The 24,149-nt window shown below is 42.4% G+C and carries 15 protein-coding genes; 12 read left to right on the top strand and 3 right to left on the bottom strand.

The features are described 5' to 3' along the window. The first annotated feature begins 187 nt into the window (after positions 1-187). From L0B18_RS15285 to folE2, 4 genes are all read left to right on the top strand, one after another. Positions 188-1,726, top strand: a complete 1,539-nt coding sequence (locus L0B18_RS15285; protein ID WP_234572670.1) for a hypothetical protein — start codon at positions 188-190, stop codon at positions 1,724-1,726. Between the two features lie 141 nt (positions 1,727-1,867). Then, the gene (locus L0B18_RS15280; protein WP_234572669.1) at positions 1,868-4,744 is read left to right on the top strand and encodes a TonB-dependent receptor; all 2,877 of its coding nucleotides are present in this window, start codon (positions 1,868-1,870) and stop codon (positions 4,742-4,744) included. 183 nt (positions 4,745-4,927) lie between these two features. Beyond that, the gene (locus L0B18_RS15275) at positions 4,928-5,359 is read left to right on the top strand and encodes a 6-pyruvoyl trahydropterin synthase family protein (RefSeq protein WP_234572668.1); all 432 of its coding nucleotides are present in this window, start codon (positions 4,928-4,930) and stop codon (positions 5,357-5,359) included. A gap of 25 nt (positions 5,360-5,384) precedes the next feature. Further along, positions 5,385-6,284: a GTP cyclohydrolase FolE2 gene (folE2, locus tag L0B18_RS15270; protein WP_234572667.1), complete on the top strand. Its 900-nt coding sequence runs from the start codon at positions 5,385-5,387 to the stop codon at positions 6,282-6,284. Between the two features lie 128 nt (positions 6,285-6,412). Here folE2 and L0B18_RS15265 read toward each other — a convergent pair whose 3' ends face one another. After that, a complete protein-coding gene (locus L0B18_RS15265; protein ID WP_234572666.1) occupies positions 6,413-10,045 on the bottom strand; it encodes a multifunctional oxoglutarate decarboxylase/oxoglutarate dehydrogenase thiamine pyrophosphate-binding subunit/dihydrolipoyllysine-residue succinyltransferase subunit in 3,633 nt (1,210 codons plus the stop codon). 289 nt (positions 10,046-10,334) lie between these two features. Here L0B18_RS15265 and L0B18_RS15260 point away from each other — a divergent pair, with 289 nt between their 5' ends. From L0B18_RS15260 to L0B18_RS15225, 8 genes are all read left to right on the top strand, one after another. Beyond that, positions 10,335-12,116, top strand: a complete 1,782-nt coding sequence (locus L0B18_RS15260) for a M3 family oligoendopeptidase (RefSeq protein ID WP_234572665.1) — start codon at positions 10,335-10,337, stop codon at positions 12,114-12,116. Positions 12,117-12,157: 41 nt separating this feature from the next. Beyond that, positions 12,158-13,615: a GAF domain-containing protein gene (locus L0B18_RS15255; RefSeq protein WP_234572664.1), complete on the top strand. Its 1,458-nt coding sequence runs from the start codon at positions 12,158-12,160 to the stop codon at positions 13,613-13,615. A 2-nt stretch (positions 13,616-13,617) separates the two neighbouring features. After that, a complete protein-coding gene (locus L0B18_RS15250; protein WP_234572663.1) occupies positions 13,618-14,790 on the top strand; it encodes a phosphopentomutase in 1,173 nt (390 codons plus the stop codon). Between the two features lie 142 nt (positions 14,791-14,932). Further along, entirely contained in the window at positions 14,933-15,787 is an 855-nt protein-coding gene (locus L0B18_RS15245) for a sigma-70 family RNA polymerase sigma factor (protein WP_234572662.1), read from the top strand. A gap of 311 nt (positions 15,788-16,098) precedes the next feature. Then, positions 16,099-18,924: a sensor histidine kinase gene (locus L0B18_RS15240; protein ID WP_234572661.1), complete on the top strand. Its 2,826-nt coding sequence runs from the start codon at positions 16,099-16,101 to the stop codon at positions 18,922-18,924. A 10-nt stretch (positions 18,925-18,934) separates the two neighbouring features. Next, positions 18,935-19,567 (top strand): response regulator, encoded by a 633-nt coding sequence (locus L0B18_RS15235; RefSeq protein ID WP_234572660.1) that lies wholly within the window; start codon positions 18,935-18,937, stop codon positions 19,565-19,567. Positions 19,568-19,669: 102 nt separating this feature from the next. Then, positions 19,670-21,292 carry a hypothetical protein gene (locus L0B18_RS15230; RefSeq protein ID WP_234572659.1) on the top strand — a complete coding sequence of 541 codons (1,623 nt, stop codon included), beginning with the start codon at positions 19,670-19,672 and terminating at the stop codon, positions 21,290-21,292. Between the two features lie 59 nt (positions 21,293-21,351). Next, positions 21,352-22,893 carry an OmpP1/FadL family transporter gene (locus L0B18_RS15225; protein WP_234572658.1) on the top strand — a complete coding sequence of 514 codons (1,542 nt, stop codon included), beginning with the start codon at positions 21,352-21,354 and terminating at the stop codon, positions 22,891-22,893. A 90-nt stretch (positions 22,894-22,983) separates the two neighbouring features. Here the strand turns inward: L0B18_RS15225 and L0B18_RS15220 are convergent, their stop codons facing one another. Both L0B18_RS15220 and L0B18_RS15215 read right to left on the bottom strand, forming a co-directional pair. Further along, positions 22,984-23,850 carry a universal stress protein gene (locus L0B18_RS15220; RefSeq protein ID WP_234572657.1) on the bottom strand — a complete coding sequence of 289 codons (867 nt, stop codon included), beginning with the start codon at positions 23,848-23,850 and terminating at the stop codon, positions 22,984-22,986. 134 nt (positions 23,851-23,984) lie between these two features. Beyond that, the gene (locus L0B18_RS15215) at positions 23,985-24,149 is read right to left on the bottom strand and encodes a hypothetical protein (protein WP_234572656.1); all 165 of its coding nucleotides are present in this window, start codon (positions 24,147-24,149) and stop codon (positions 23,985-23,987) included.

The following is a 24,149-nucleotide window of genomic DNA, read 5'->3' as shown; positions in this document are numbered from 1 at the left end:
ATAAGTAATTGTTTTTAAATTACTTATGTTGCTTATGTCAAGAGGGGATTAAAGTTTGTTGTGATAACAAAAGTCAAGCCTCCGGACTTTTGTTATCATTTTCATAACATTGGATTAACCTGCCTGTAACATTGTAAGAATATTTTGAGAGTGTTATTCAAAACTCTCAAAAACAATTCTTACAAATATGAATCTCAAATCATTACTAAAAATAACCACCAGTCTTCTGTTGGTTTTTTCCATTTTAGTTTCTTGCTCTGACGATGACGATAATGGGTCTACTGTCCTCAGAGTAACAGTCGACAGCAACTCCCAGTCGCAGAATCTGCTGATAGGAGAATCGATTGATCTAACATTTAATATCACTGCGGATGTTGGTTATGCATCAGCAAGTGTTCAGGCTGCAAATGGAACTGCTACGATTTCTTCACAGCCGTCAGTGGGTGCAACAAGCGGAACAGTAGTTGTTAGCTTTACAGCAAATTCTGCCGGTGCCGGAACCGTTACTCTTACTGTAACGGATGAGGATGGTGTATCAGACGATGCAGTGGCTGCCGTATCTATTTCTGAGGAAGAAACAGAGATTTTGGTTTCCGGAAATATTACTTCCGATACCACTTGGGAAACAGGCAAGACCTACATTTTAGGCGGCAGAATTGCAGTTGAAGCCGGTGCTACACTAACCATCCAAGAGGGAGTGGTTGTAAAAGGTGAAGCAGGTGCAGGTGCTAATGCGTCAGTTCTTCTTATTGCACGGGATGCTACACTGAATGCCATGGGTACTGCTGAATTGCCTATTATTTTCACATCTGTGGCCGATGAAATCTTGCCAGAAGATATTGCCGCTGGAAATTTTGGCAGCCCGAATCTCGATCCTAATGTAAATGGCCTTTGGGGCGGATTGATTGTTCTCGGTAACGCACCTATTTCAGCTTCAGCAGCAACTGTACAAATTGAAGGTATTCCTACCTCAGATTCAAATGGTCTGTATGGCGGCGACGATCCGAACGACAGCTCCGGAACCATTACCTATATTTCTATTCGTCACGGCGGTACAAACATTGGTGAAGGAAATGAGATTAACGGATTGACTCTCGGTGGAGTTGGAGACGGTACAGTAATTGAAAACGTAGAAGTTGTTGCCAACCAGGATGATGGTATCGAATGGTTTGGCGGTAATGTAAGTGTTACTGGCATTGTAATTTGGAATGCAGGAGATGATGGTCTCGACACTGACCAAGACTGGATCGGTACAGCCTCAGATTTCATTATTGTTTCGCCAGGTGGTTCAGGCTTCGAACTGGACGGACCGGAAGGTACTCTGAATCGCGGATGCCACACGTTTAATAACGGTGTTCTGTATGCAGGAGACGATATATTCTCGCTGGTAGATTATGACGGAAACACCAATGCCGGTGTAAACGATCTGTATATCTACGGATGGTCAGCTTCTTATGGACCGATTGCAGATAATCCTGGTACCCCAGATGAGGACGAAACACTCAATCCAATTGATTCTTTTGGTGGCGACGGTAATTGTCCATCTACCAATTGGGAATACACACTGACTGGCGGTGGCAACGATGCTGCAACCATTTTTGCAGGAGTTTCGGGTGGTGTACTTACCGAAGTTGGACTTAATGCAAACACTGTAGGTCCTGCAGCTGCTGACTTTCCATGGACATGGGCCAATCAGTCCGGAGCACTTAGTGACATAGGACTCTAATCACCCAACATTATTATTCCTCTCAAAATGGCTTGCTTCCGTCAGTTTCCGGGAGCAAGCCATACTTTAAAACTGTCGATTTACATACCCGTTATTTGATTTAAAAAACAAGCCGTTAAAAAAAACTCAATGATAAAATCAATGAATATTCTAAATAGATTTTTACTACTGCTAATTTTAGTAGTTGTATTGCCAGCTATAGGTTATTCTCAAAATGGAACCATTCGGGGAACTGTTTATGAAGAAGCTACTGGCGATCCTGTTTATGGTGTAACCGTGCTTGTGCAGGGTACATCAAATGGTACAACAACTGATTTTGATGGAAAATTTACTCTCTCATTGCCTGAGGGAGAATACAGCTTGCGAATTTCCTACGTTTCTTATACTCCGGTAACAATTGAAGAAGTTGACGTAGAATCGGGCGAGGTCACAATTATAGACAATATTCTTCTGCAGAAAACTGTAGAAGAAATGGAAGAAGTTGTAGTTACAGCCGAAATGGTGAACATTTCTGAAGCGGCTATGATTACAACAAAACGAAAATCAGCCAATCTTTTAGATGGTATTTCTGCCGAACGATTCAGAACCATTGGCGATTCGGATGCTGCCCAGGCCCTAAAAAGGGTTACCGGCGTTTCTGTTGAAGGTGGTAAATATGTGTACGTAAGAGGATTGGGAGACAGGTATACCAAAACAATGATGAACTCAGTGGACATCCCGAGTCTCGATCCAAATAAAAACAGTCTTCAAATTGATATTTTTCCTACGAATCTGATCGACAATATGATCATTACGAAAACAGCTGTTGCAGAAATGCCAGCTGATTTTACCGGAGGAATTGTAAATATTGAAACAAAAGATTTTCCTGAAGAGCCGATTTTAGATGTATCTGTAAGTACAAGTTATAATCCTTCCATGCACTTTAATAGCGATTTCCTGGGATATGATGGAAGTAATACTGATTTTCTCGGTTTTGACAATGGTACCAGAGAGCTCCCAAGTGGAGCTGATGTGGAAAATATTCCGACACCAATAAGCGGGGCACCCAGCGAAGAGGTCAATAGATTTGTGAACAGCTTTAGTTCCACATTGGGCCCCAAAGAGTTGACAAATCCAATGGATGTAAGCGCCGGTGTTTCATTGGGCAACCAATTTGATTTGGGTGGCGATAACACATTTGGCTATATCTTATCAGGAACGTATAAACGGTCTACCAGCCACTACGACGACTATAGATATGGGGAGTTCCAAAATCAGGCACAACCATCTGCTTACGATTTAATTTATGCTACAAAACAAAATGGGATTGTGTCTGAGAGTAATGTTCTTTTGGGCGGAATGGCAGGTATCGCATTTAAAACACCTAATTCAAAATATAAACTTACAGGAATGCACCTGCAGAATGGAGAAGATCGCGCTACTTCGTTCTTTATCAACAACAGTGTGGATGCACCCGGCCAATCCGGATATACAGCGGATTCCTACAACATTGAGTACAGCGAGCGAAGCGTTACGAACTTTTTGCTGAATGGAGTTCACTATTTTAATAATGCAAAGTGGGAGGTGAACTGGAGGCTTTCACCAACGTTTTCCACGATGAATGATCCTGACGTTCGGCGCATTGCATATACCAAAGCACCAAATGGCCTTCGGTTTAATGCCGGTGCCGGAGGGTTTCCAAGCAGAATCTGGCGCTACATGGACGAAATTAATGCTGTTGGCCGATTGGATATTACACGCGATTACCAGTTGTTTGGAGCCGGCGCAAAATTCAAAGTGGGTGGAAGCCATGTTTACAAAGAAAGGGATTATGAAATTCTGGCTTTTGATATGCAATTTTTCGGTTCCATTCCGGACCTGACAGGTGATCCTGCAGAGGTTTTGAAACCGGAAAATATTTTCCCCAATGGAAGTATCTACTATCAATCCGCTAATCCGGATCCAAATCCAAACTCATACAACTCCAGCATTCAGAATACTTCATTATACGTTTCAAATGAGTTTAACCTGTTCCCGAGTCTCAGAACAAGCTTAGGTCTGCGTGTTGAGAATTATGTACAACGCCATACCGGGCGTGATGCGCTGTATGCCCAGGGAGGAAATGGTAATAATCTGGATGATGAAAAAGTATTGGATGCTTTGGATTTCTTCCCATCTGCAAACCTTACATACTTCCTGACGGAGAACCAAAACTTGCGATTCTCTTACTCAAGAACCATTGCAAGGCCATCATTTAAGGAACTTTCTTTCGCCCAGATTTTAGATCCGATTTCGGATCGTATTTTCAACGGCGGACTGTTTGCAATCGGTGAATGGGACGGTAACCTGACGGAAACCAGAATTCATAATTTTGACACCCGGTGGGAGATGTTCTTCAACAGAGGACAGTTACTGTCATTTAGCTTGTTCTACAAATCATTTGACGCTCCTATAGAACTTGTTCGAGTTCAGGCACAACAGACTTCAAGTGAATTCCAGCCTCGAAATGTTGGTGATGGACAGGTTTTCGGTGTGGAATTTGAGTTCAGAAAGAACCTCGGGTTTATTGCAGGGCCATTGCAAAACATTAGCCTGAGCAGTAATGTTACCGTCACGGAATCAATGATTGATATGACCCAGCAGGAATTCCAGGCTCGTAAGAATTATGAAAAAGAAGGTCAGTCAATTGATGACACCCGACAAATGGCCGGACAGGCACCGTACATCATTAATGCGGGTTTATCATATGATAATGCTGCAATTGGTTTGGATGGCGGACTCTTCTATAACGTTCAGGGAGAAACACTTACCGTGGTTGGCGGCGGTCTTTTCCCGGACGTTTATAGCGAACCATTTCACAATCTCAGGCTCAATTTAAACAAATCCTTTGGGCCAAATGCATCTGTGAATATGAGTGTTTCCAACATCCTGAATGATAGCCAGGGAGAGTATTATCATGGTTATGAAACAGATAAGCAGATATTCAGTCTTTATAACCCGCATACCACCGTAAGCCTTGGATTTAAATATTCGTTTTAAACCTTTTTTATAAAGACAGAGAACAAGAAATACGTAGTCAATTCGTTTTCAAAGCTGCATGAACTAAGAGGAAGAAAGTTCATGCAGCTTTTTTTATCTTTATACCCTTTCGAACCATTTTGGGAACAGGCTTTAAATAGATTATGTTTACAGTCTTGATATCAAAATAATGACAGAATAAACTTGGTTTACGTTACGCGAAAAGCACATTTTAATGCCTCTCATCGTCTTCATAATCCGAATAAATCGGACGAATGGAACCAGAGAGTTTTCGGGAAATGCAACAACCCAAACTGGCACGGACACAACTATATTATAGAAGTTACCGTCGTTGGTGAGCCACATCCCGAAACTGGATATGTGATTGATCTGGGAAAGTTGAAATCCATTATCAAGGAAAAGGTTATTGATCTCTGTGATCATAAAAATCTGAACCTGGAAGTCTCTTTTTTAGATGGCATTATTCCTTCAACAGAAAATCTGTGTAAAGCTTTTTTTTATGAGTTGAAAGATGAGATAGAACACGCTTCCGACAACAATCCCAAGTTGTATTCCGTCCGCTTACAGGAAACCGAACGAAACAGTGCAGAATATTGTCCCTATCTTTCGGTATAAGCAACTACGTACTTATTAATTAGTTATGATTACAACCAACTTAAAACGATTTTACGACCCAACCTTTGTAGTAACCGATCAATACAAGGAAAGCCTTCCGGATTTGCAAAATGGTCCGGCCTCATTAATTGAGGGAGCAAACGTTCCGATTCAGCAAGTAGGCATTTCCAATTTTAAACTTCCCTTGAAATATCCAACCCCAACCGGCGAATTGCTAACTCTTGAAACATCCGTTGATGGATATGTTGGGCTGGAAGCCGGGAAGAAAGGAATCAATATGGGACGCATCATGAGAACGTTCTACAAGTTCAAAGAGGATGTCTTTCACCCTGATAAACTTCGGGATGTATTGCGTGCCTATAAAGATGATCTTGAAAGTAAAACTGCATTTTTAAAGCTTTCTTTCAACTATCCAATGATCAAGAAAAGCCTTCGTTCAGAGAATGAAGGGTATCAGTATTACAGGGTTTCGTTTGAAGGAAAGGTGGATGAACACGATCGCTTTTCGAGTTTCATTCATCTTGATTTTGAGTATAGTAGTGCGTGTCCCTGCTCGTATGAATTGTCAGAGCATGCCCGTGAAACGAGAGATATTGCAACCATTCCGCACAGCCAACGAAGTGTAGCCAATCTGACCATTCAGTTGAACAGCGAAATGTTTATTGATGACTTGGTTGAGATCTGCCGGGAAGCTCTTCAGACTGAAACCCAGGTCATTGTAAAACGCGAAGACGAACAAGCTTTTGCCGAGATGAATGGCGCATTCCAAAAATTTGTGGAAGATGCCGCCCGCCTTCTTTATGATGAAATGAATAAAGACGAACGAATCAGAGATTTTGTAGTTCGGTGTGCTCACCTCGAAAGCCTGCACAGCCATGATGCCGTTAGCCGTATTTGCAAAGGCGTTCCAAACGGTTTGAGATAGGAACTCTATCTGCCTGAAAAAGACATTGTATTTCTTAATCTGCTTTGTTTTTTCGAAGTAAGTTCGATTGGCAAAGTAGATTTTGGTTTCAACCCATTCAAGAAATACAATGTCTCATCTGGTAAAAACTATTCCAGTCCAAGTGCCTGATTTATAAGTTTCTCCTGCTCGGCATCGTGAATTTTCTTTTGCCCTGCCGCAGTAGAAGCTGCTGCTTGTCGTCCGGCATAAGTGATGTGTTGTCCTTTTTGCAGAAGTGATTGAAGGCGTGGAAATACAAATGTCCATGCTCCCATATTTTTTGGCTCTTCCTGACACCAGATAATTTCTTTCACATGCTTGTACTCTTTGAGAAATTTCTCAATATCTTCATCAGGGAAAGGATAAAATTGCTCGAGACGGGCAATAGCAGTGTTTGACTTTTCTTTCTCTTCGCGGACTTTATACAAGTCGTAATAAACTTTGCCCGAACAGATGATCAGCCGATCAATCGACTTTTTATCCTCCACTTCCTCATCAGGAATAAATGGTTGAAAGGAACCACTTCCAAGTTCTTCAACGCTGGAAACAGCCATGGGATGTCTCAGCAAGCTTTTCGGAGACATAATAATAAGAGGTTTCTTTTTCTCTTGGAGTGTTTGCTTTCTGAGAGCATGGAAATACTGCGTAGGCGTAGTAAAGTTGGCAACTTGAATATTATCTTCTGCACAAAGTTGCAGGAAGCGTTCAAGACGCGCAGAGGAGTGTTCAGGTCCCTGGCCTTCGTATCCATGGGGGAGAGTCATAACCAGTGCTGATTTTTGTCCCCACTTGGCCTCGGAAGCTGAAATAAACTGGTCAATGATTATCTGCGCTCCATTCACGAAGTCGCCGAACTGAGCTTCCCAGATAACCAATGCTTCCGGCATGGCTGATGAATATCCAAACTCAAATCCAAGAGCGGCAAATTCACTTAACAAGCTGTTATACGGATAAAACGTTGCCTGGTCATCACTCAGGTTATTCAGCGGTGTAAATCGCTGAGCCGTCTCAGTACCATGCAAAACGACATGCCTGTGGGAGAAAGTACCACGCTCCGCATCTTGTCCGACCAGGCGAACCGTACGTCCACTTTTCAAAAGAGAGCCAAAAGCGAGAGCCTCGGCAAAACCCCAATCAATTTTTTTCTCATTATTTTGAGCCGCTTCTGCACGTTTTGCAAGTTGGCGAAGCAGTTTAGGATTTGCGTCAAAATCCTTGGGTACGGTATTAAGCTTAACGGCAATGTCTTTCAGATCATCGATAGAATAAGTCGTATCCGGAAACTCGTCCCGTTCATTTTGACTCGCTTCTGTCCGGGTCAACATTTTTTCAGTTACTTCGAGAGAGGGAGAACTCTTGGCATCTTCAAACGCTTGCTGCAACAATTCCTCAAACTCGTCAAAAATAGCCTGAGTTTCCTCTTCGGTAAACTCGCCTTTTCTCAACAATTCCTTTACATAAATATCCCTTACAGTCGGATGATTTTCTATCTCCTTATACATTCCGGGTTGTGTAAAAGCGGGTTCATCACCTTCATTATGGCCATGTTTTCTGTAACAGATCAGATCAACAACCACATCTTTTCCAAATTTCTGACGGTAATCCATTGCAAGGTTCATTGCATGGACGGCTGCTTCGGGATCATCTCCATTCACATGAAAAATGGGAGCGAGGATCATTTTGGCAAGATCGGAAGCATACTCTGTAGAGCGCGCATCTCTCGGGAGTGTGGTAAACCCAATTTGGTTGTTAATGATGATGTGAATAGTACCGCCCGTTTCATAGCCCCTGAGCTGCGACATATTCAGAGTTTCGGCAACCACTCCCTGGCCTGCAAATGCTGCATCGCCATGCATCAATACCGGTACAATTTTTTGTTTGGCATTTTCTTCTTCAGAATGATCCTGACAGGCTCTTGCAGCTCCTTCCACAACAGGATTTACAGCTTCTAGGTGACTGGGGTTCGGCATGAGTTCCAGTTCAATGGATTTACCTTCATCCACTTCATAAGAACCTTTTGATCCGAGGTGATACTTCACATCGCCAGAGCCCTGGATGGTATCCGGATCTACATTTCCTTCAAAATCTGCAAAAACCTTTCTGTACGGCTTGTTCATAATATTCACGAGAATATTAAGGCGTCCGCGATGTGCCATTCCAAGAAAGAATTTCTTGACGTCTTTTGAGACACCGCGCTCCATCAAAAAGTGCATCATCGGGATTAGGGTTTCCGCACCTTCCAGCGAGAACCTTTTATGCCCTACATATTTCTTGTGCAGAAACTGTTCGAAGGCCATGGCCTGATTCAGTTTATGTAGAATATCTTCCTTATCGTCTTTGGTCAGTTTCGGAGTATTTGTAGTAGACTCCATCGTTTCTCGAAGCCATTTTCGCTCATCCAAATCCAAAAGGTGCATATATTCGGCACCAATTTTTCCGCAGTAAGTGTTTCGGAGAAGTTGAATGATATCACGAAGTTTGGCCGTTTCCTGTCCGCCTAATCCATCACAGTAAAATTCACGGTCTAAATCCCAAAGTGTGAGGCCATAATATTCAATATCTAATTCAGGCCCCGTGCCGGGTTCCGTTCCGAGTGGATCCAAATCAGCAAGAACATGCCCACGCATTCGGTACATGTTGATGAGCCTCCAGACGGCAATGGCACGTCGATCCTGCTCCAGGGTATTTCCTCTGCCGCTTAATTGTCCTTCGTATTTGTCTTCGCCATATGGGAAAGGTTCATATGGGATGTCAAGGTCCTTGAAAATCTCTTCATAAAAATCTTCCTTGCCGTTCAACAGATTGTGAACTTGTTGGAGAAACATTCCCGATTCAGCTCCCTGAATAATCCTATGGTCGTATGTACAGGTCACTGTCATCACTTTACTGACACCAAGCTGGTTCAAAACATCCTGAGCCATGGATTGGAATTCAGCCGGATAGTTGATGGCACCGGTCGCAATAATAGCGCCCTGGCCTTTCATCAGGCGAGGGACGGAAGAAACCGTTCCGATCGTTCCGGGATTTGTAACGCTAATTGTTGTCTCGGAAAAATCAGAGAGTTCAAGTTTACCGTTGCGGGCTTTGTCAATAAGTTCGGAATAGGCGAAGAGAAACTCTTTAAAATTCATTTTATCTACGCCCTTGATATTCGGTACCACCAGGTTTCGGGAGCCGTCTTTACTTTCAAGATCCACTGCAATTCCCAGATTAACCTGCTCCGGTTTTATCCTGTAATGATCTCCGTCTTTTTCAACATAATAGGAGTTGATATTCGGAAACTCTTTAAGCGCTTTGATCACTGCCCACGCAATCAAATGGGTAAATGAGGCTTTCATATTGCCCGTTTTGAGCAGATGCGAGTTGATGATCGCCCGATCTTCCGTCATCATTTTTACAGGCAGCACGCGAAGGGATGTTGCCGTTGGTACATAGACGCTTTCATCCATGTTTTCGACAATCTTCGAAGCCACTCCCTTGATTTTTTCCAGTTCAGCGCCTTTGGGAATGGTCGGTTCCTTTTTCTTCTCTTTTGGTTCTTCTTTTGAAGGAGCCTTTTTTTCTTTGGTAACCGGAGCGCCATTGCCCGCCGGGGAAGGTTCCGCAACTTCTTTTCCTTCCAGTTCATCAAAGTATCTTTTCCAGTGGCCCGGTACAGAATCGGGATCGTCCTGATATTGTTTGTATAATTCTTCTACAAGAGCGGAGTTGGGTCCGAAAACGGCTTCAAGTGATTTCAAAATATGGGGTCTTGAAAATTAGGTAGTTTTCTTTAAAAGAGTTGATTTAAGTACGTGCAACTGAACGTACTTCTTGTTGATTTTGGTTTTGTTCAATAAATGTAGAGATATATAGTTTAATAAACTTCATAAAACAGGTTGAAACTAACCATTCTTGGGCAAAAATACGATGATTTTTAAACACTTGTGAGGGTAAAATTTTATCAAAAAAGATCATTTATCAAGGGTTCTTCTTTCTTTATATTCAACCTCAATATTTTATTAAGAAAAATCATTTAATCAATTATCAATGAGTAACAAAAACGGAGCTGAAAATATTCACTGGAACTTATCGGATTTGTATGATTCTCCATCTGATCCGGTTTTGAAATCAGACAGTGAAAATATCCTGAAAAAAGCTGATGAATTTCGTGCTTCATACAGAGGGAAAATCCAGGATTTAAGTGCAGAAGAATTTGCCAACATGCTCCGTGAGTACGAAAAAATTGTACAAACACTTGGCAAAATCGGTTCGTACGCACACTTGATTTGGTCCACAAATACGGAAGATCCCGAACTAGGAAAATTACTTCAGCAGGCTAATGAATTGGGATCAGAAGTCAGCCAGAAACTGGTTTTTTCGGATGTGGAATGGTTGAAGGTTGATGATGAAAAAGCAAATGAACTGATCCAATCCGATGAATTAAAAACATGGAAGCACTATCTGGAAGTTTCCAGGATGTACAAAGAGCACACTTTGACCGAGGAAGCCGAGAAGGTAATGAGCGCAAAATCGGTAACCGGACGTGCTGCCTGGAACAGGTTTTTTGATGAAACACTCGGAGCCGCACGGTTTGATCTTGACGGCGAGAAAAAGACTGAACAGGAAGTGTTGAGTAAACTGCATGAGCCGGACCGCGAACTTCGAAAGAAAGCTCACGCCTCACTTACAAGAACATTCCAGGATCATTCCAGAACATTAACATTTGTCTTTAATACCATCCTCGCCGATAAAGCCACCAACGATAAGCTGAGGAATTACGATAGCTGGATTACATCCCGAAACATGGCAAACCAAACCGATCACGAATCGGTAAATGCACTGGTGAATGCCGTGACGGACAGTTACCCACTTGCGCAACGGTATTACAAACTGAAGCGCAAACTTTTGGGGATAGATGAGATGTTTGATTACGACCGGTACGCACCAATTACAAAATCCACAGAAACCGTGAAGTGGGGCGAAGCCAAAGACATGGTTCTGGAAGCATATGGAGATTTTCACCCGGAGATGAGTTCGATTGCCTCCGAGTTTTTTGAGAATAACTGGATTGATGCTGCGATCAAACCGGGAAAAAGAGGAGGAGCCTATTCCGCCAGTACGGTCACTTCCGTTCACCCGTATGTGTTTATGAATTTTGATGGGAAACTCAGAGACGTTCAAACCCTGGCCCATGAGTTGGGTCATGGCGTCCATCAATATCTTTCAAGAAAACAGGGGGAATTACAATCCTCTACACCTTTGACAACCGCAGAAACAGCGTCAGTTTTTGGAGAAATGCTTGTCTTTAATAAATTGATGAACCGTTTGGACAATCCACAGGAAAAACTGGCGCTTCTTATTAGTAAGATTGATGATACGATTGCAACGGTATTCCGGCAGATTTCCATGAATCGGTTTGAGGATAAAATTCACAATGCCAGACGCGAGCAGGGAGAATTATCGAAAGAACAGTTCTCGGAATTCTGGATAGAAACCCAAAAAGCTCTATATGGCGATTCGGTCACGCTTACGGATGAGTATAAGATCTGGTGGTGTTATATTCCTCACTTCCTGCATACACCCGGCTACGTATATGCCTATGCATTTGGTGAATTGTTAGTTCTGGCATTATACGATTCCTACAAATCACAGAAAGATGGGTTTTCCGATAAATATCTTGCATTACTTGAGTCGGGGGGAAGCGACTGGCCGCACAACCTGGTTTCAAAAATGGGACTGGATATCAACGATAAAAATTTCTGGAGTCGGGGGCTTGATATTTTTGAGTCGATGGTAGAAGAAGCCGAAGAGTTGGCAGCTTCGCTGTAAAATCCTACTTTATAAGCATATACCACTAACTTAATTCGGGTATGAGTTCGAAAAGAGAAGAGAAAGCACTGTTTGAGTTTAAACACATCATGGACGACCTGATGCAGTTGGTTGGGCGCTCCACAGGTGCCAAAACGGCTTATCTTTATTGGGTGAATCGTTCCAGACAGCAATTTGTACTTGAAACGACCTACACGGTTTATTCGAATGTAATGTTCAAAGACCGAATTGCGTTTGACAAGTTTTTCCTCAATCAATTCAGGGATATCAGAGATATTGTTCAGATTGAGGTGGGTCATCAAATTGACCGGGAAGAGTTGTTGCACTATTACGAACAAGTGCCAACCCGCTATCTAACCATCATCCCTTTCGAAAATAACAACTCAACAGTTGCACTTACAGTTATTGAAACTGAAGAACGGCTGGACCTGAAGGAACTTGAGAATTCGGTTTCAGCCTACAGGAATGCGCACATGAACGTGTTAAATACATACCTGGAGTTGACTGATCTTTACGAAGATCAAAAGAAATGGACGGACTATGATGAATCGACAGACCAAATTACAACCAAGCTTTCCAATGTAGAAGTATTGAACGTGATGGTGGAGGAGATGCAGAAAATTCTTCCATCCGGGGGCGTTTCGGTGGCTTTGCGCGGTATGGAAACCTGGGTGAATGCCATTCGTTCAGCCGACTCGCCGGAATCACCCGCACTGGGATTGATGGTAGAGGAAAAATCTATGGCGTACGATGCGCTTCAGAAGGGTGAGTCGATGTTTTCCATCCACTTCAACCAAAACCCAAAAAGAGTTTCCACATCAGAAGCTTCCACTGAAGGGGCTACACTGGCTATTCCGATTTTGATATCTGATAAAAGATGTGCAGTGGTTTTAGCTTACGATAAAAATCCATTGATCTTTAAAGAGTCCACTAAGCATCAGCTTAAGAATTTGGTGAAAATTGCCTCGCTAACCATCCAGACGAATCGGGCCAATAACGAATTCAACCAGAATTTGCTGGCAACAGAATACGGGAATTTTCAGCCTGATCTCATGAATCTTTGCATCAACACACACATGAAACGCCGGTTTGACAACCAAACAATGTGGTATGGATTGGTTGGAATTGAAAACCTGTCCGAATTGCGTTCCCGGTTTCGGTTGGAAGATCTGAAGAAATTACAGCGATTGATGGTAAAAGCGTTGAACCCTTCCCGGCTGGGATTGAATGGTTTGATTGGTTTTCACAGTGATTATGTGTATTCCTATGTTTTAGTGAGTCCTGATGAGAACCATCATCAGGAATGGCTAAATACTGTTAAGAGTGATTTGAGAGAAAAACTTGATTTTGGCGATGGACGAAAAGTAGAAGTACATGTGAAAACCGGTTCAGGGAAAGTTGAATCGGACACAGAAGATATTAATGATTTGTGGAAACAGGCGAAGCGTTTACTTAGCAGTGCAATGAAGAATGAGAATGCCACGATTTCCGGACTATAAATATGCCAAGAACATTTTTACTGATTATTGACGGTTTAGGAGTTGGAGCCCAGGAAGACGCACATCAATACGGCGATGAGAAAGCCGACACGCTGGGAAATGTGAGCCGGATTGCCAATGTTCAGCTTCCGAATTTTGAGCAGCTCGGCCTTGGAGATATCCGGGATTTCAATTCGATAAAAAAGATAGAATCGCCCATTGCTTCTTTTGGTAAGATGAGAGAAGTCTCTGCCGGCAAAGACAGTACAACCGGTCACTGGGAATTTGCTGGAATTCATCTTGATCAACCTTTTCCAACCTATGCGAATGGATTTCCTGATGAAGTGATTCAAAAATTTTGTGATGGAATTGGAGTGGGAGACACTCTCTGTAATAAACCCTACTCCGGAACTCAGGTCATAGCCGATTATGGCAAAGAGCATTTGGAAACCGGGAATCCCATTGTTTATACCTCAGCCGACAGTGTTTTCCAAGTGGCTTGCCATACCGATGTTGTTCCTCTCGAGAAACAGTATGAATGGTGCGAATTTGCCAGAGAGAAGGTTATGATTGGAGAACATGGAGTTGGCCGCGTTATTGCGAGGCCTTTTCATGGAAAACCGGGGGCGTTTGAAAGAATTTCTGAAAAAAGACACGATTATTCTTTGATTCCCCCTGAGCCGAATTTGCTTTCGGTACTGCAGGAGAATGATATCCCGGTTTATTCCATTGGAAAAGTGATTGATTTGTTTGCTGACCATCTATTTACCCAATACCGAAAGACCAGAAATAATGCTGAGGGAATTTCTCAACTTTTGAGTTTGATGAGTGCAAATATTGAGGATAGCTTTACGTTCATCAATTTAATTGATACCGACCAGTTGTACGGTCATCGTCAGGATCCGGAAGGATATGGAAAATGCCTGGAAGAAATTGACAGGGCAATTCCTGCAATGATAGAGAAATTGAATGATGGTGATCTGTTATTTATTTCGGGAGATCATGGAAACGATCCAGCCGATGACAGTACCGATCATACCCGGGAATTTGTGCCCATTCTTGTGGTAAATAAAGGATCACAAAGAGGGGTTGATCTCGGCATCCGGGAAACATTTTCCGATGTATCGGCTACCATTTTAGACGCATATGGAATTGAAAATAAATGGAATGGCCGTTCATTTTTGAGACTCATTTGAAGTAAACAGATGGTTTTAAAATAGCATCAAGAATTCATATATTGTAAAGATTGTTTAACTACCGATGTTATATACCAAATTCAGTTTCTGTACGTAGTTAAACTGAGTAAAATTTCGAATCCCAACTTAGATTTAATACATAGTGGCTAAAAGTTCAGGCATTTCTACCCGCGAATCAGAATCACTGGATCGCTATCTACATGAAATTGGTAAAGAGAAGCTGATAACCCCTGAAGACGAAGTTCGTCTCGCCAAAGAGATACAAAAAGGATCACAACGCGCACTTGAAGATTTAACAAAAGCAAACCTCCGTTTTGTGGTTTCGGTTGCAAAACAATATCAAAACCAGGGCCTGTCTCTCGGTGATTTGATCAATGAGGGAAATCTTGGTTTGATTAAGGCCGCCAAACGTTTTGATGAAACAAGAGGTTTTAAATTTATTTCTTACGCTGTTTGGTGGATTCGCCAATCCATTTTACAGGCACTTGCCGAGCAGAGCCGAATTGTTCGATTGCCTTTGAACAGGGTTGGAGCTCTCAATAAAATTGGTAAAGAACTTTCCAAGCTGGAGCAGGAATACGAACGTGTGCCATCAGCGGCAGAGCTGGCTGAAAGCCTGGATATGACGGTTTCTGAAGTAGCTGATACGTTGAAAATTTCCGGTCGCCATCTTTCGATGGACGCTCCGTTCGCACAGGGTGAAGACAACCGTCTCCTTGACGTTTTGGAAAACGAAGAAATCCCCGATCCGGATAACGACTTGATGGGTGAATCCCTGAAAGTGGAAATCGAACGGGCGCTTTCCAAGCTTACAAAAAGAGAAGCCGAAGTCATCCGACTCTATTTTGGTATTGGTCGGGAACATTCTCTTACACTCGAAGAGATTGGTGAACGGTTTGATCTGACTCGTGAGCGTGTCCGTCAGATTAAAGAGAAAGCATTGCGTAAACTTCGCCATCATAACCGAAGTGCTGCTCTGAGAGCTTATCTCGGATAAGTAAACACCCCTATTTATTTTTCATTGACAGATTTTGCGGGAGAAGTATATCCGTAAGTACTCGTTGAAAATCCTTGAACTGTTGAATGTTAGGTGGAAGGCTATAATGTAAATTCAATTGTCATTCATCACAGGGCTCTCATTATTCGCGGGATATGGTATGCATTTCTTGCTTTAGTTCTTTTTGAATAATTAATTGTCCTTCACATGAACATGTGATTTGTACAATAAAATTATCTTTTTAGCTTGCAAGAATAATGTTGATTCGATCCTGCATACTAACTCTGCTCATAACACTTGGTTACCTGGAAATGGCTCAATCTCAATACCTGCCATTTCGAACCTATTCCATAGAGGTTGGACTGAGCGAATCTGTGGCTCAAACCATCATCCAGGATGAGCGAGGCTATATTTGGGTGGGAACCGGTTATGGCCTGAACCGGTTTGATGGTGTATCCTTCAAGCAGTACTACGAAGAAGACGGACTCTCTTCAAACGATGTTCACGCTCTATTTCAAGATAGCGAAGGAACGATATGGGCGGGAACCGAATACGGAATTTCTATTCTGCGGGGCGACACCCTTATAACCCCAGCCTCTGTTTCCCAATTGAATCAATACCCCGTCATTTCGATTGCTGAAGACCAGGAAGGAAATTACTGGTTTGGAACCGAATCAAATGGCGCCTGGATGCTTCCGGAAAATGGTAAACTAATCTCCCTGAACGAATCATTGGGAATTTCCATGGAGCGGGTTCAAACCATTTATTCAGCAAATGATGGAACCGTCTGGATTGGATCCCGGGAGGGACTTGCAAGAGTTTATGATGGAGAGGTGCAGTATCATTCCGTTGAAAATGGTTTGCCGGATAATCGAATTCGTCATATTACCGGCGACTCGTTTGGCAGAATCTGGATCGGGACTTTTTCGGGTTTAGTAAAGTATGAGAATGGTGAACTGACAGTTTATAATCAGTCTGATGGATTGCTGGATGAGAAGGTCCAGACGATTACGGTAGAGGATCGAAACCGGATCTGGGTGGGAACAGAGGGAGGGGTTTCACTTTTTGACGGAAGGACATTTGAAAATTACACACGAGCAGAAGGCGTTCCTGCACCTTACATTCACTCCTCCATGCTGGATCATGAGGGGAATATGTGGTTCGGTACACTCGGTGGAGGCCTGTGTATTTATGTGGGCGACTATTTTCAAAGCTTCAATATCGAGAATGGACTTACCAATAACGTAATCACCGGTTTTATTGAAGGCCCCAATGGGGATGTGTGGATTGCAACGTATGGCGGTGGAGTTATGCGGCATGATGGGGAAACGTTTCACCCCTACGACGAATCCGACGGTCTTGTTGATGATATTGTTTTTGCATTTATGCTGGATAGCCGGGAACGACTTTGGATCGGCACAAGAGAAGGAATCAGCATTTATCAAAATGGCCAATTTAACACGGTTAGTAGTGATCGTTTTCCATTCGGAATGGTTCGAAAGTTCTATGAAGACGTAGAAAAAAATGAATATTGGATAGCCACCTACGAGAGCGGGGTCATTCAATTAAAGGAAGATGGATATGTTCAATACCATACCGGAAACGGATTTTTGAACAATACTGTGATGGACATTAAAAGAGACAGCAAGGGAAACTACTGGTTTGCTACTTATGGTGGAGTGGCAATGTATGATGGAGAAGATTTTGAATACCTAACCATGGCCGATGGAATGCCCAGTAACGGGGTAATACAGATTCATATAGATGAAAACGGTAATAAATGGTTTTCTACATTTAATGGAATAGCAAAATACGATGGAAAGACAATCCAGCGGGTGGCTCAATCCGAACAGGTAGATCTGATAAGTTATTTTACAATTCAGGATCGGAACAATGGATATTGGGTGGGAACGAACCGGGGGCTGTATCAATTACATCCGGAAGAATTACTCCAGGCAAATTCTACTTTAGAACGCCTTCGGTCATTCAGGGTTTATAATAAAAATCAGGGACTGATCACAAATGAATTGAATGCCGGCGCTTCGTATCTGGCATCTGATGGGACCATTTGGTTGGGAACGGTTGAAGGTTTGAGCCATTTTTACCCCGAACAGGTCAGGCAGATTACATCTCCGCCAGGTATTGAATTCGAAGAAATTATGGTTAGCGGGCATATGGTGAACCCTTCGGGAGATCATCAGTTCGATAACGATGAGAATTTTGTCCAGATTTCTTATTCCGGGCTGAGCTATGAAGCACCGGATCAGATTTTCTATGAATACAGAATGAGAGGACTTGACCAGGGATGGCAAATTACAACTGAGCGAACAATTCGTTATCCATCGCTCTCTCCGGGCGAATACGAATTTCAGCTTCGGGCATATAACGCCGATGGAGTGCCCAGTGCAAAACTTGCCCGTTTTTCCTTTGATATTGCTTATCCGTACTATTTGCAGTGGTGGTTCTTCCTGCTCATTTTATTGTTGATTATCGGCCTCGCTCTGTTTTCCTATCGATATTTTAAAGTAAAAAAACAGGTTGATATTGAACGGATGCGCGTTCAGATAGCCAGCGATTTACATGATGATGTTGGATCATCCCTTACAGAGCTCGCCCTTCAAACAGATTTCCTCCAGGCTGGAACGGTCAATGAAGAGGTGAAGAAAACCCTTCGGCAATTGGGAGAACACAGCCGCAAGATTGTCAATAGCCTAGATGATATTGTTTGGTCTATAGATGCAAGAAATGATACAGCCGGAGATCTTACAGACAGAATGCAGGATTATGTGAACCAGGTTTTTGTCAATGGTGAGGTAAATGTTTTCTATGATTTTGAAAACCTCCGTATGCATGAAAGGCTACCGGTGGACGTTAAAGAAAATATATACCTCATTTTTAAAGAGGCCATCAATAATATTGTAAAGCATTCGAATGCAACCAGGGTTGATATTAATTTTTCTTTTGTAGGGAAAACATACAAGCTGGAAATCCATGATAATGGAACAAAAATAAAGAGTGACAGGAAATCGGGTCAAGGATTGCGAAACATGCGGATGCGGGCAGAACGTATAGATTCTGACGTTGATATTGTTTCGAATGGTGGATTCACTGTCCGCGCAACCGGATCCATAAAATAAGAGGTAAATCATGATTAGTGTAGGAATTGTAGAAGACAATGTAAAAATCAGAAATCTTATTCAGCGATATCTGGATATGCAGGATACGATGAACTGTAAAATTGCTGTGGATTCGGTTGAAGAGATGCTCGATCATCTTAAGGCGCATACTCCTCCGGACGTAATATTGATGGATATTCAGCTTCCTGGTATGTCAGGAATTAAGGGAATCGAAATCATCAAGAAGAAATATCCCGATGTTGAAATCATCATGCTTACAGTGTATCACGACTCTCATAAAATATTCGACTCGCTGGTTGCTGGCGCGTCAGGCTATTTGTTGAAACACACATCATTACCCGAAATCAAAGAGTCAATTGAGAATTTAATAGCAGGCGGGGCACCGATGTCTCCCCAAATTGCAAGAAAAGTGATAGAGCACTTTAATAAACCTGAACCGGAAAATAAACCTCAAAGCGACCTGACATCCCGGGAACAGGATATCGTGAATGGTTTGGTAGATGGTTTAAGTTATAAATTGATCGCCGACAGATACGATATTTCAATTGATACCGTTCGTGCTCATATACGAAACATTTATAAGAAACTTCACGTTAACTCAAAAGCGGAAGTGATTGCGAAATCCCTTCGAGGCGAGATTTAACAGAGAGATGTTTACATCACATGGTTATGTGATAGTTGATGGCTCAAATTTATTATATTATATAAGTGGATAAGTAAAACAACGGCAAGTCCGGAGGCTACTATGAGATATTCAACTACTTTAAATTTTTTATTGGTTGCCATATTGGCAATGACTGCTACCAGCTGTTACACTCAGCTTAAAACGACATATGATCCATATAATTCGGGCGGAACTTATCATTCGGGAGCAGACAGAGTAAGTTCAGCTGAGCGTTCTGTAGAACAACGCGGCGAACAAATTGTAGATGAAGAAGATTATACTCTGGGCTATGAAGATGGATGGGAAGATGCCGAGTCTTACTATTTTAAAGATTATGATGTCCAAAGATGGTACGAAGAGTACGGAGCCGCCCTTGCCCACGATCCATATGGCAGAAGTGTTGTAATCAATAATTATTATGGCAGAGGTTACTACGATTCACCTTACTACTCCTCATACTACTCACCCTATTATTCTCATTACTATCCTCATTATCATCCACACTCTTATTGGTCTGCAAGATTCAATTGGCATTTCTCTGTAGGTTTCATGTATGGATGGAATCGGTGGCATCCAGGCTATGGATATTATTCCTACTATGCTTATCCGGGCTACTATCCGTATTATGGAGATTACTGGGGATGGGGATATCATAGTCCATACTACGGCGGAGTAATTGTCTATCAAGGATCACGAACATCCAGAAATTACGGGCCAAGAGGAAATGGTTTGATTACTCGCGGTTCCAGCACAGTTAGAAGAACCCGTTCGGATGCAAGAGTACAGAATACAGCCAGCCGTAGAGCTGTTCGGTCAGATGCTCGTACAAGCCAGGTGTCAAGAAGCAGAGGTACGATCAACCGATCCGGTAGTAGTACAAACTCACGTTCTTCATCTACAGTTCGTAGTCGGTCAGGCAGTAATTCAAGCAGAGGTACGGTAAACAGAGGTTCATCCTCAAGCCGGTCACGAGGATCTTCCGGAACAGTAAACCGAAGCCGGTCATCATCTGGCAGCAGAAGTAACGGTACTGTAAATAGAAGCCGATCTTCCTCTTCAAACAGAAGCAGTGGAACGGTCAATCGCAGCCGCAGTTCGAACAATTCCCGCTCAGGAAATATTGATAGTGAAGGAGTTGTTATTACCCGGGGAAATTCGATCATCCGTCATCGTGAATCAGATGACAATCGAAACTCTGCTGTTAACAGCCAATCGGATTCTGATCCGTATACACGGGTGAATCGCTCAAGTTCTGTCAACAATCGAATTCAAGACTATAATAATAGCCGGATAGAAAAAAACGTATCAAGTCAAAGTTCTTTGAGCAGAAGAGAACGATCTATTCAGTCTTTGAGGAGCCGTCTTTTAGATCGAGGTGAAGTTGAATCTCCACAACAACGTTATGGAAGAGATTACAATGCTCGATCATCATCCAATAACAACCGACCCGGTTTCTTCAACAGTAATGCTGTTCGGCAGATTTATAAGCATGTAATCGGAAATAGTGGATCAAGAAGCCGGAGTTCTTCTTCGCTTGGCAGATCTTCATCCTCCTCCAATAGCAGATCATCTGCTGTGAGCCGTTCTGGATCAAGCAGCTCTTCAAAACCCGCTGTTCGGTCCAGCAGTAGTTCTTCATCTTCAAGAAGCAGAGGCAGCTCATCATCGAGAAGCCGTTCATCATCAAGAGATAGGAACAAGTAAGATAACTTGTATTTCTATTGAAGGAGTTAATGTTAAAATATCATCAATGTAGGTGGAGTATGCGAAAATTTCTAATCATGACAGTTTTCTTGGTTGCTTTCTTTGGAGTGAAACAATCAAACGCTCAAAGCGATAATAATATCCTGCTTTATAACAATCAGGCAACGTTGTTTGGAGACCAGGGACCTGCATATGATCCCATATCGATTGTGCTCCCCGGTACGGCAATGAAAGCAGGGATTGGGTCTTTTATTGACAATCCGGCCAGTATGGCTTTATTCGATAAAAGTATCGGGGAATTTGGACTGTCTTTCGGTGATGTGAGTGAAGATGGAAATTACCTTGGAAATACAAGAACCCTGGATAATAATCAGTTCAATTTATCAAATCTTGGTTTTTTGTATTCGCTTCCAACATCCCAGGGAAGTTTGGTTTTTGGGGGAGCCTATACCAAACATACTACGTTTAACCGGGCCTTGGCTTTTCGGGCTCTTAACGAAAACAGTACAATAACCGATCATTTCAAAACCGATGGTTCGCCTTATCAGGAGATAGCATTCAACACTTTTGCAACCGATTACGGTGATACCTTTGAAGATTGGGACGAATCTATTTTCAGAATTGGGTTCGACGAATACGGTGATTTTTTTGGGATACACCAGCAAGGAGAGGTATTACAAAGCGGAAATGGCGGAGAATACTCGCTCTTTTTTGCAACTGAGTTTCAAAAAAATGTGATGGTTGGTGCAAGTATTGGACTCTTAACAGGTAAGTTCAAGTACGACCGGGTTTTCCAGGAAATCGATGAATTAGATGATTATAACAGCACTATTATAGATAGTGATGAAAACGGGATCGGGGATACGGATATAGACAATATTCTATTGGACGATAATCTGACTAGCCGTTATAACGGTTTTCGTGCACGTGCTGGGCTCCTTTATAAAGCAACCGATAACGTCAATTTTGGAATAAGTTATACATTGCCAACCAGGATTTTTGTGGATGAGGAATTCGATGCCTCCATAACAACCACTTTCGACAACGGCACGGATTACAACGATTTTACAAATAGTGAATTTTCTTACAATGTGAAGTATCCGGGGAGGGTTTCATTAGGGGCTGCTCTTCAGGATTTTTCCGGTTTATCCATTTCGTTTTCTGCAGAATATGTGGACTACTCCAATACGGAAATTGAATTTGAAGAGAGCGATCTTTTTGAAGATGAACTTGCCGAGAATGATTTTATCAAAGAAGCCTATCAATCGGTGTGGAGCTACAGAGCAGGATTGGCTTATGATTTAACACCAGATTTTACCGTTCGTGGAGGATATGGTTTCCAGCCGAGCCGGTTTGTAAATGGCCTGGACGACAGAACTTCATACTCATTCGGAGCCGGTTTCAGGCTTGGAAATGGCGTTCGGTTCGAAGCCGCTGCCCGGTATACTGCATGGGAAGAGACAAGCGCGGTGTATGATTATGGCGTGTATGACTATGATGACCTTCCCGATCAGCTTCCTGAAGTTAGTACCCGATCAGAAACAGCAAACCGAACGGTTGACCGCTGGCAAATATTTGGTACCATCCGGGTGGATATATAACGGCTTTTGGTGCTGACTAAATTAAAAGCCCGTAATTCTTACGAGTTACGGGCTTTTTTTATCCCGAAAATTTATTTTATTCGCTTCTATTTAGTCTTTCTTGGGATTCACACTGAGAACGGCAGTGTTAACATGGCGAACCACATTGGCAGTTGTACTTCCCATCATCAGATAATTGATTCCGGTTCTGCCCACCGTTGCCATTATAATCAGGTTGTATTCATTATTTTGGACATGATTGAAAATCGCCTCGTGAACCGAGTCCTGCGAGACAATGACTTCATGATTAACCTGGTTTGATATTCGTCCGAAATGCTCTTTTTCAAGAAGTTTAAGCCGTTCTTCACGGATTTTCCGAAGTGAAAGATCTTTTTCTTCTTCATCAAACTGTTCGAAACTCAATACATGCACCAAATCAACTTTTGCACCAGATCTCTCTGCGATATCAATCGCGTAGGGGTAGGCTTCTGCTGCATTGTCAGAAAAATCGGTTGTGACCATAATTTTCTTGAAATCGTCTACTTCCGATTCATTTTCAACTACCATTACCGGAGTATGAGCGAGCCGCAAAACTTTTTCTGCAACTGAGCCGAGGAGGAAACGTGAAAATCCGGTTCGGCCGTGGCTACTCATAATGATATAGTCATATCCCTCCGAAGCATCAATAATTCCTTCTGCCGCATTCCCTAAAACTACAGAAGGCTTATCGAGCCGGCTTGGGTCTACATTGTTTTCAGCCACTTCTTTTACCCGGTTTGTGAGTTGCTCTTCGAGATTCTCAAAATTTTGATAGATTTTTGAACTCATCCCGAGTGCGTACGGTTCATCCAATTCCGAGATCGGTAAATGAGAATAAAACGGGGTTATTTTGCCATCAAACAGTTGAGCGAATTTATCAGCCACCTGTAAAGCTTTTTTGCTTCGATCGGAAAAATCAATTGGGACAAGAATTTTCATTGAAGTAATAGTTAGTTGAATTTTATGGTTTTATAGCTCGTTATCTCTTACTGTAATTTCTCTAAAATACAGTAAAACGTAAACAGATAATGTACTCTTAAATAAAGGAAATAAATGTAAAACTCCGATTTATTTCATGAGTTCCTGTTTCTCCTTTTCAAAATCCAATGGATGATGGGCGGAGCAAGAATAATTGCGATAAATATCTGCCCCATATAGATATAGAGAATCACCGTAATGAGAATGCACACAAGAAGAATGACGAACGAAATAAGCCATACGGTTTGATTGTTTGTCAT

This window comes from Rhodohalobacter sp. 614A, from assembly GCF_021462415.1.
Classification (GTDB): Bacteria; Bacteroidota; Rhodothermia; order Balneolales; family Balneolaceae; genus Rhodohalobacter.
The sequence above is the reverse complement of the archived record's forward strand: the minus strand, read 5'-3'. Positions and strand labels throughout refer to the sequence as shown.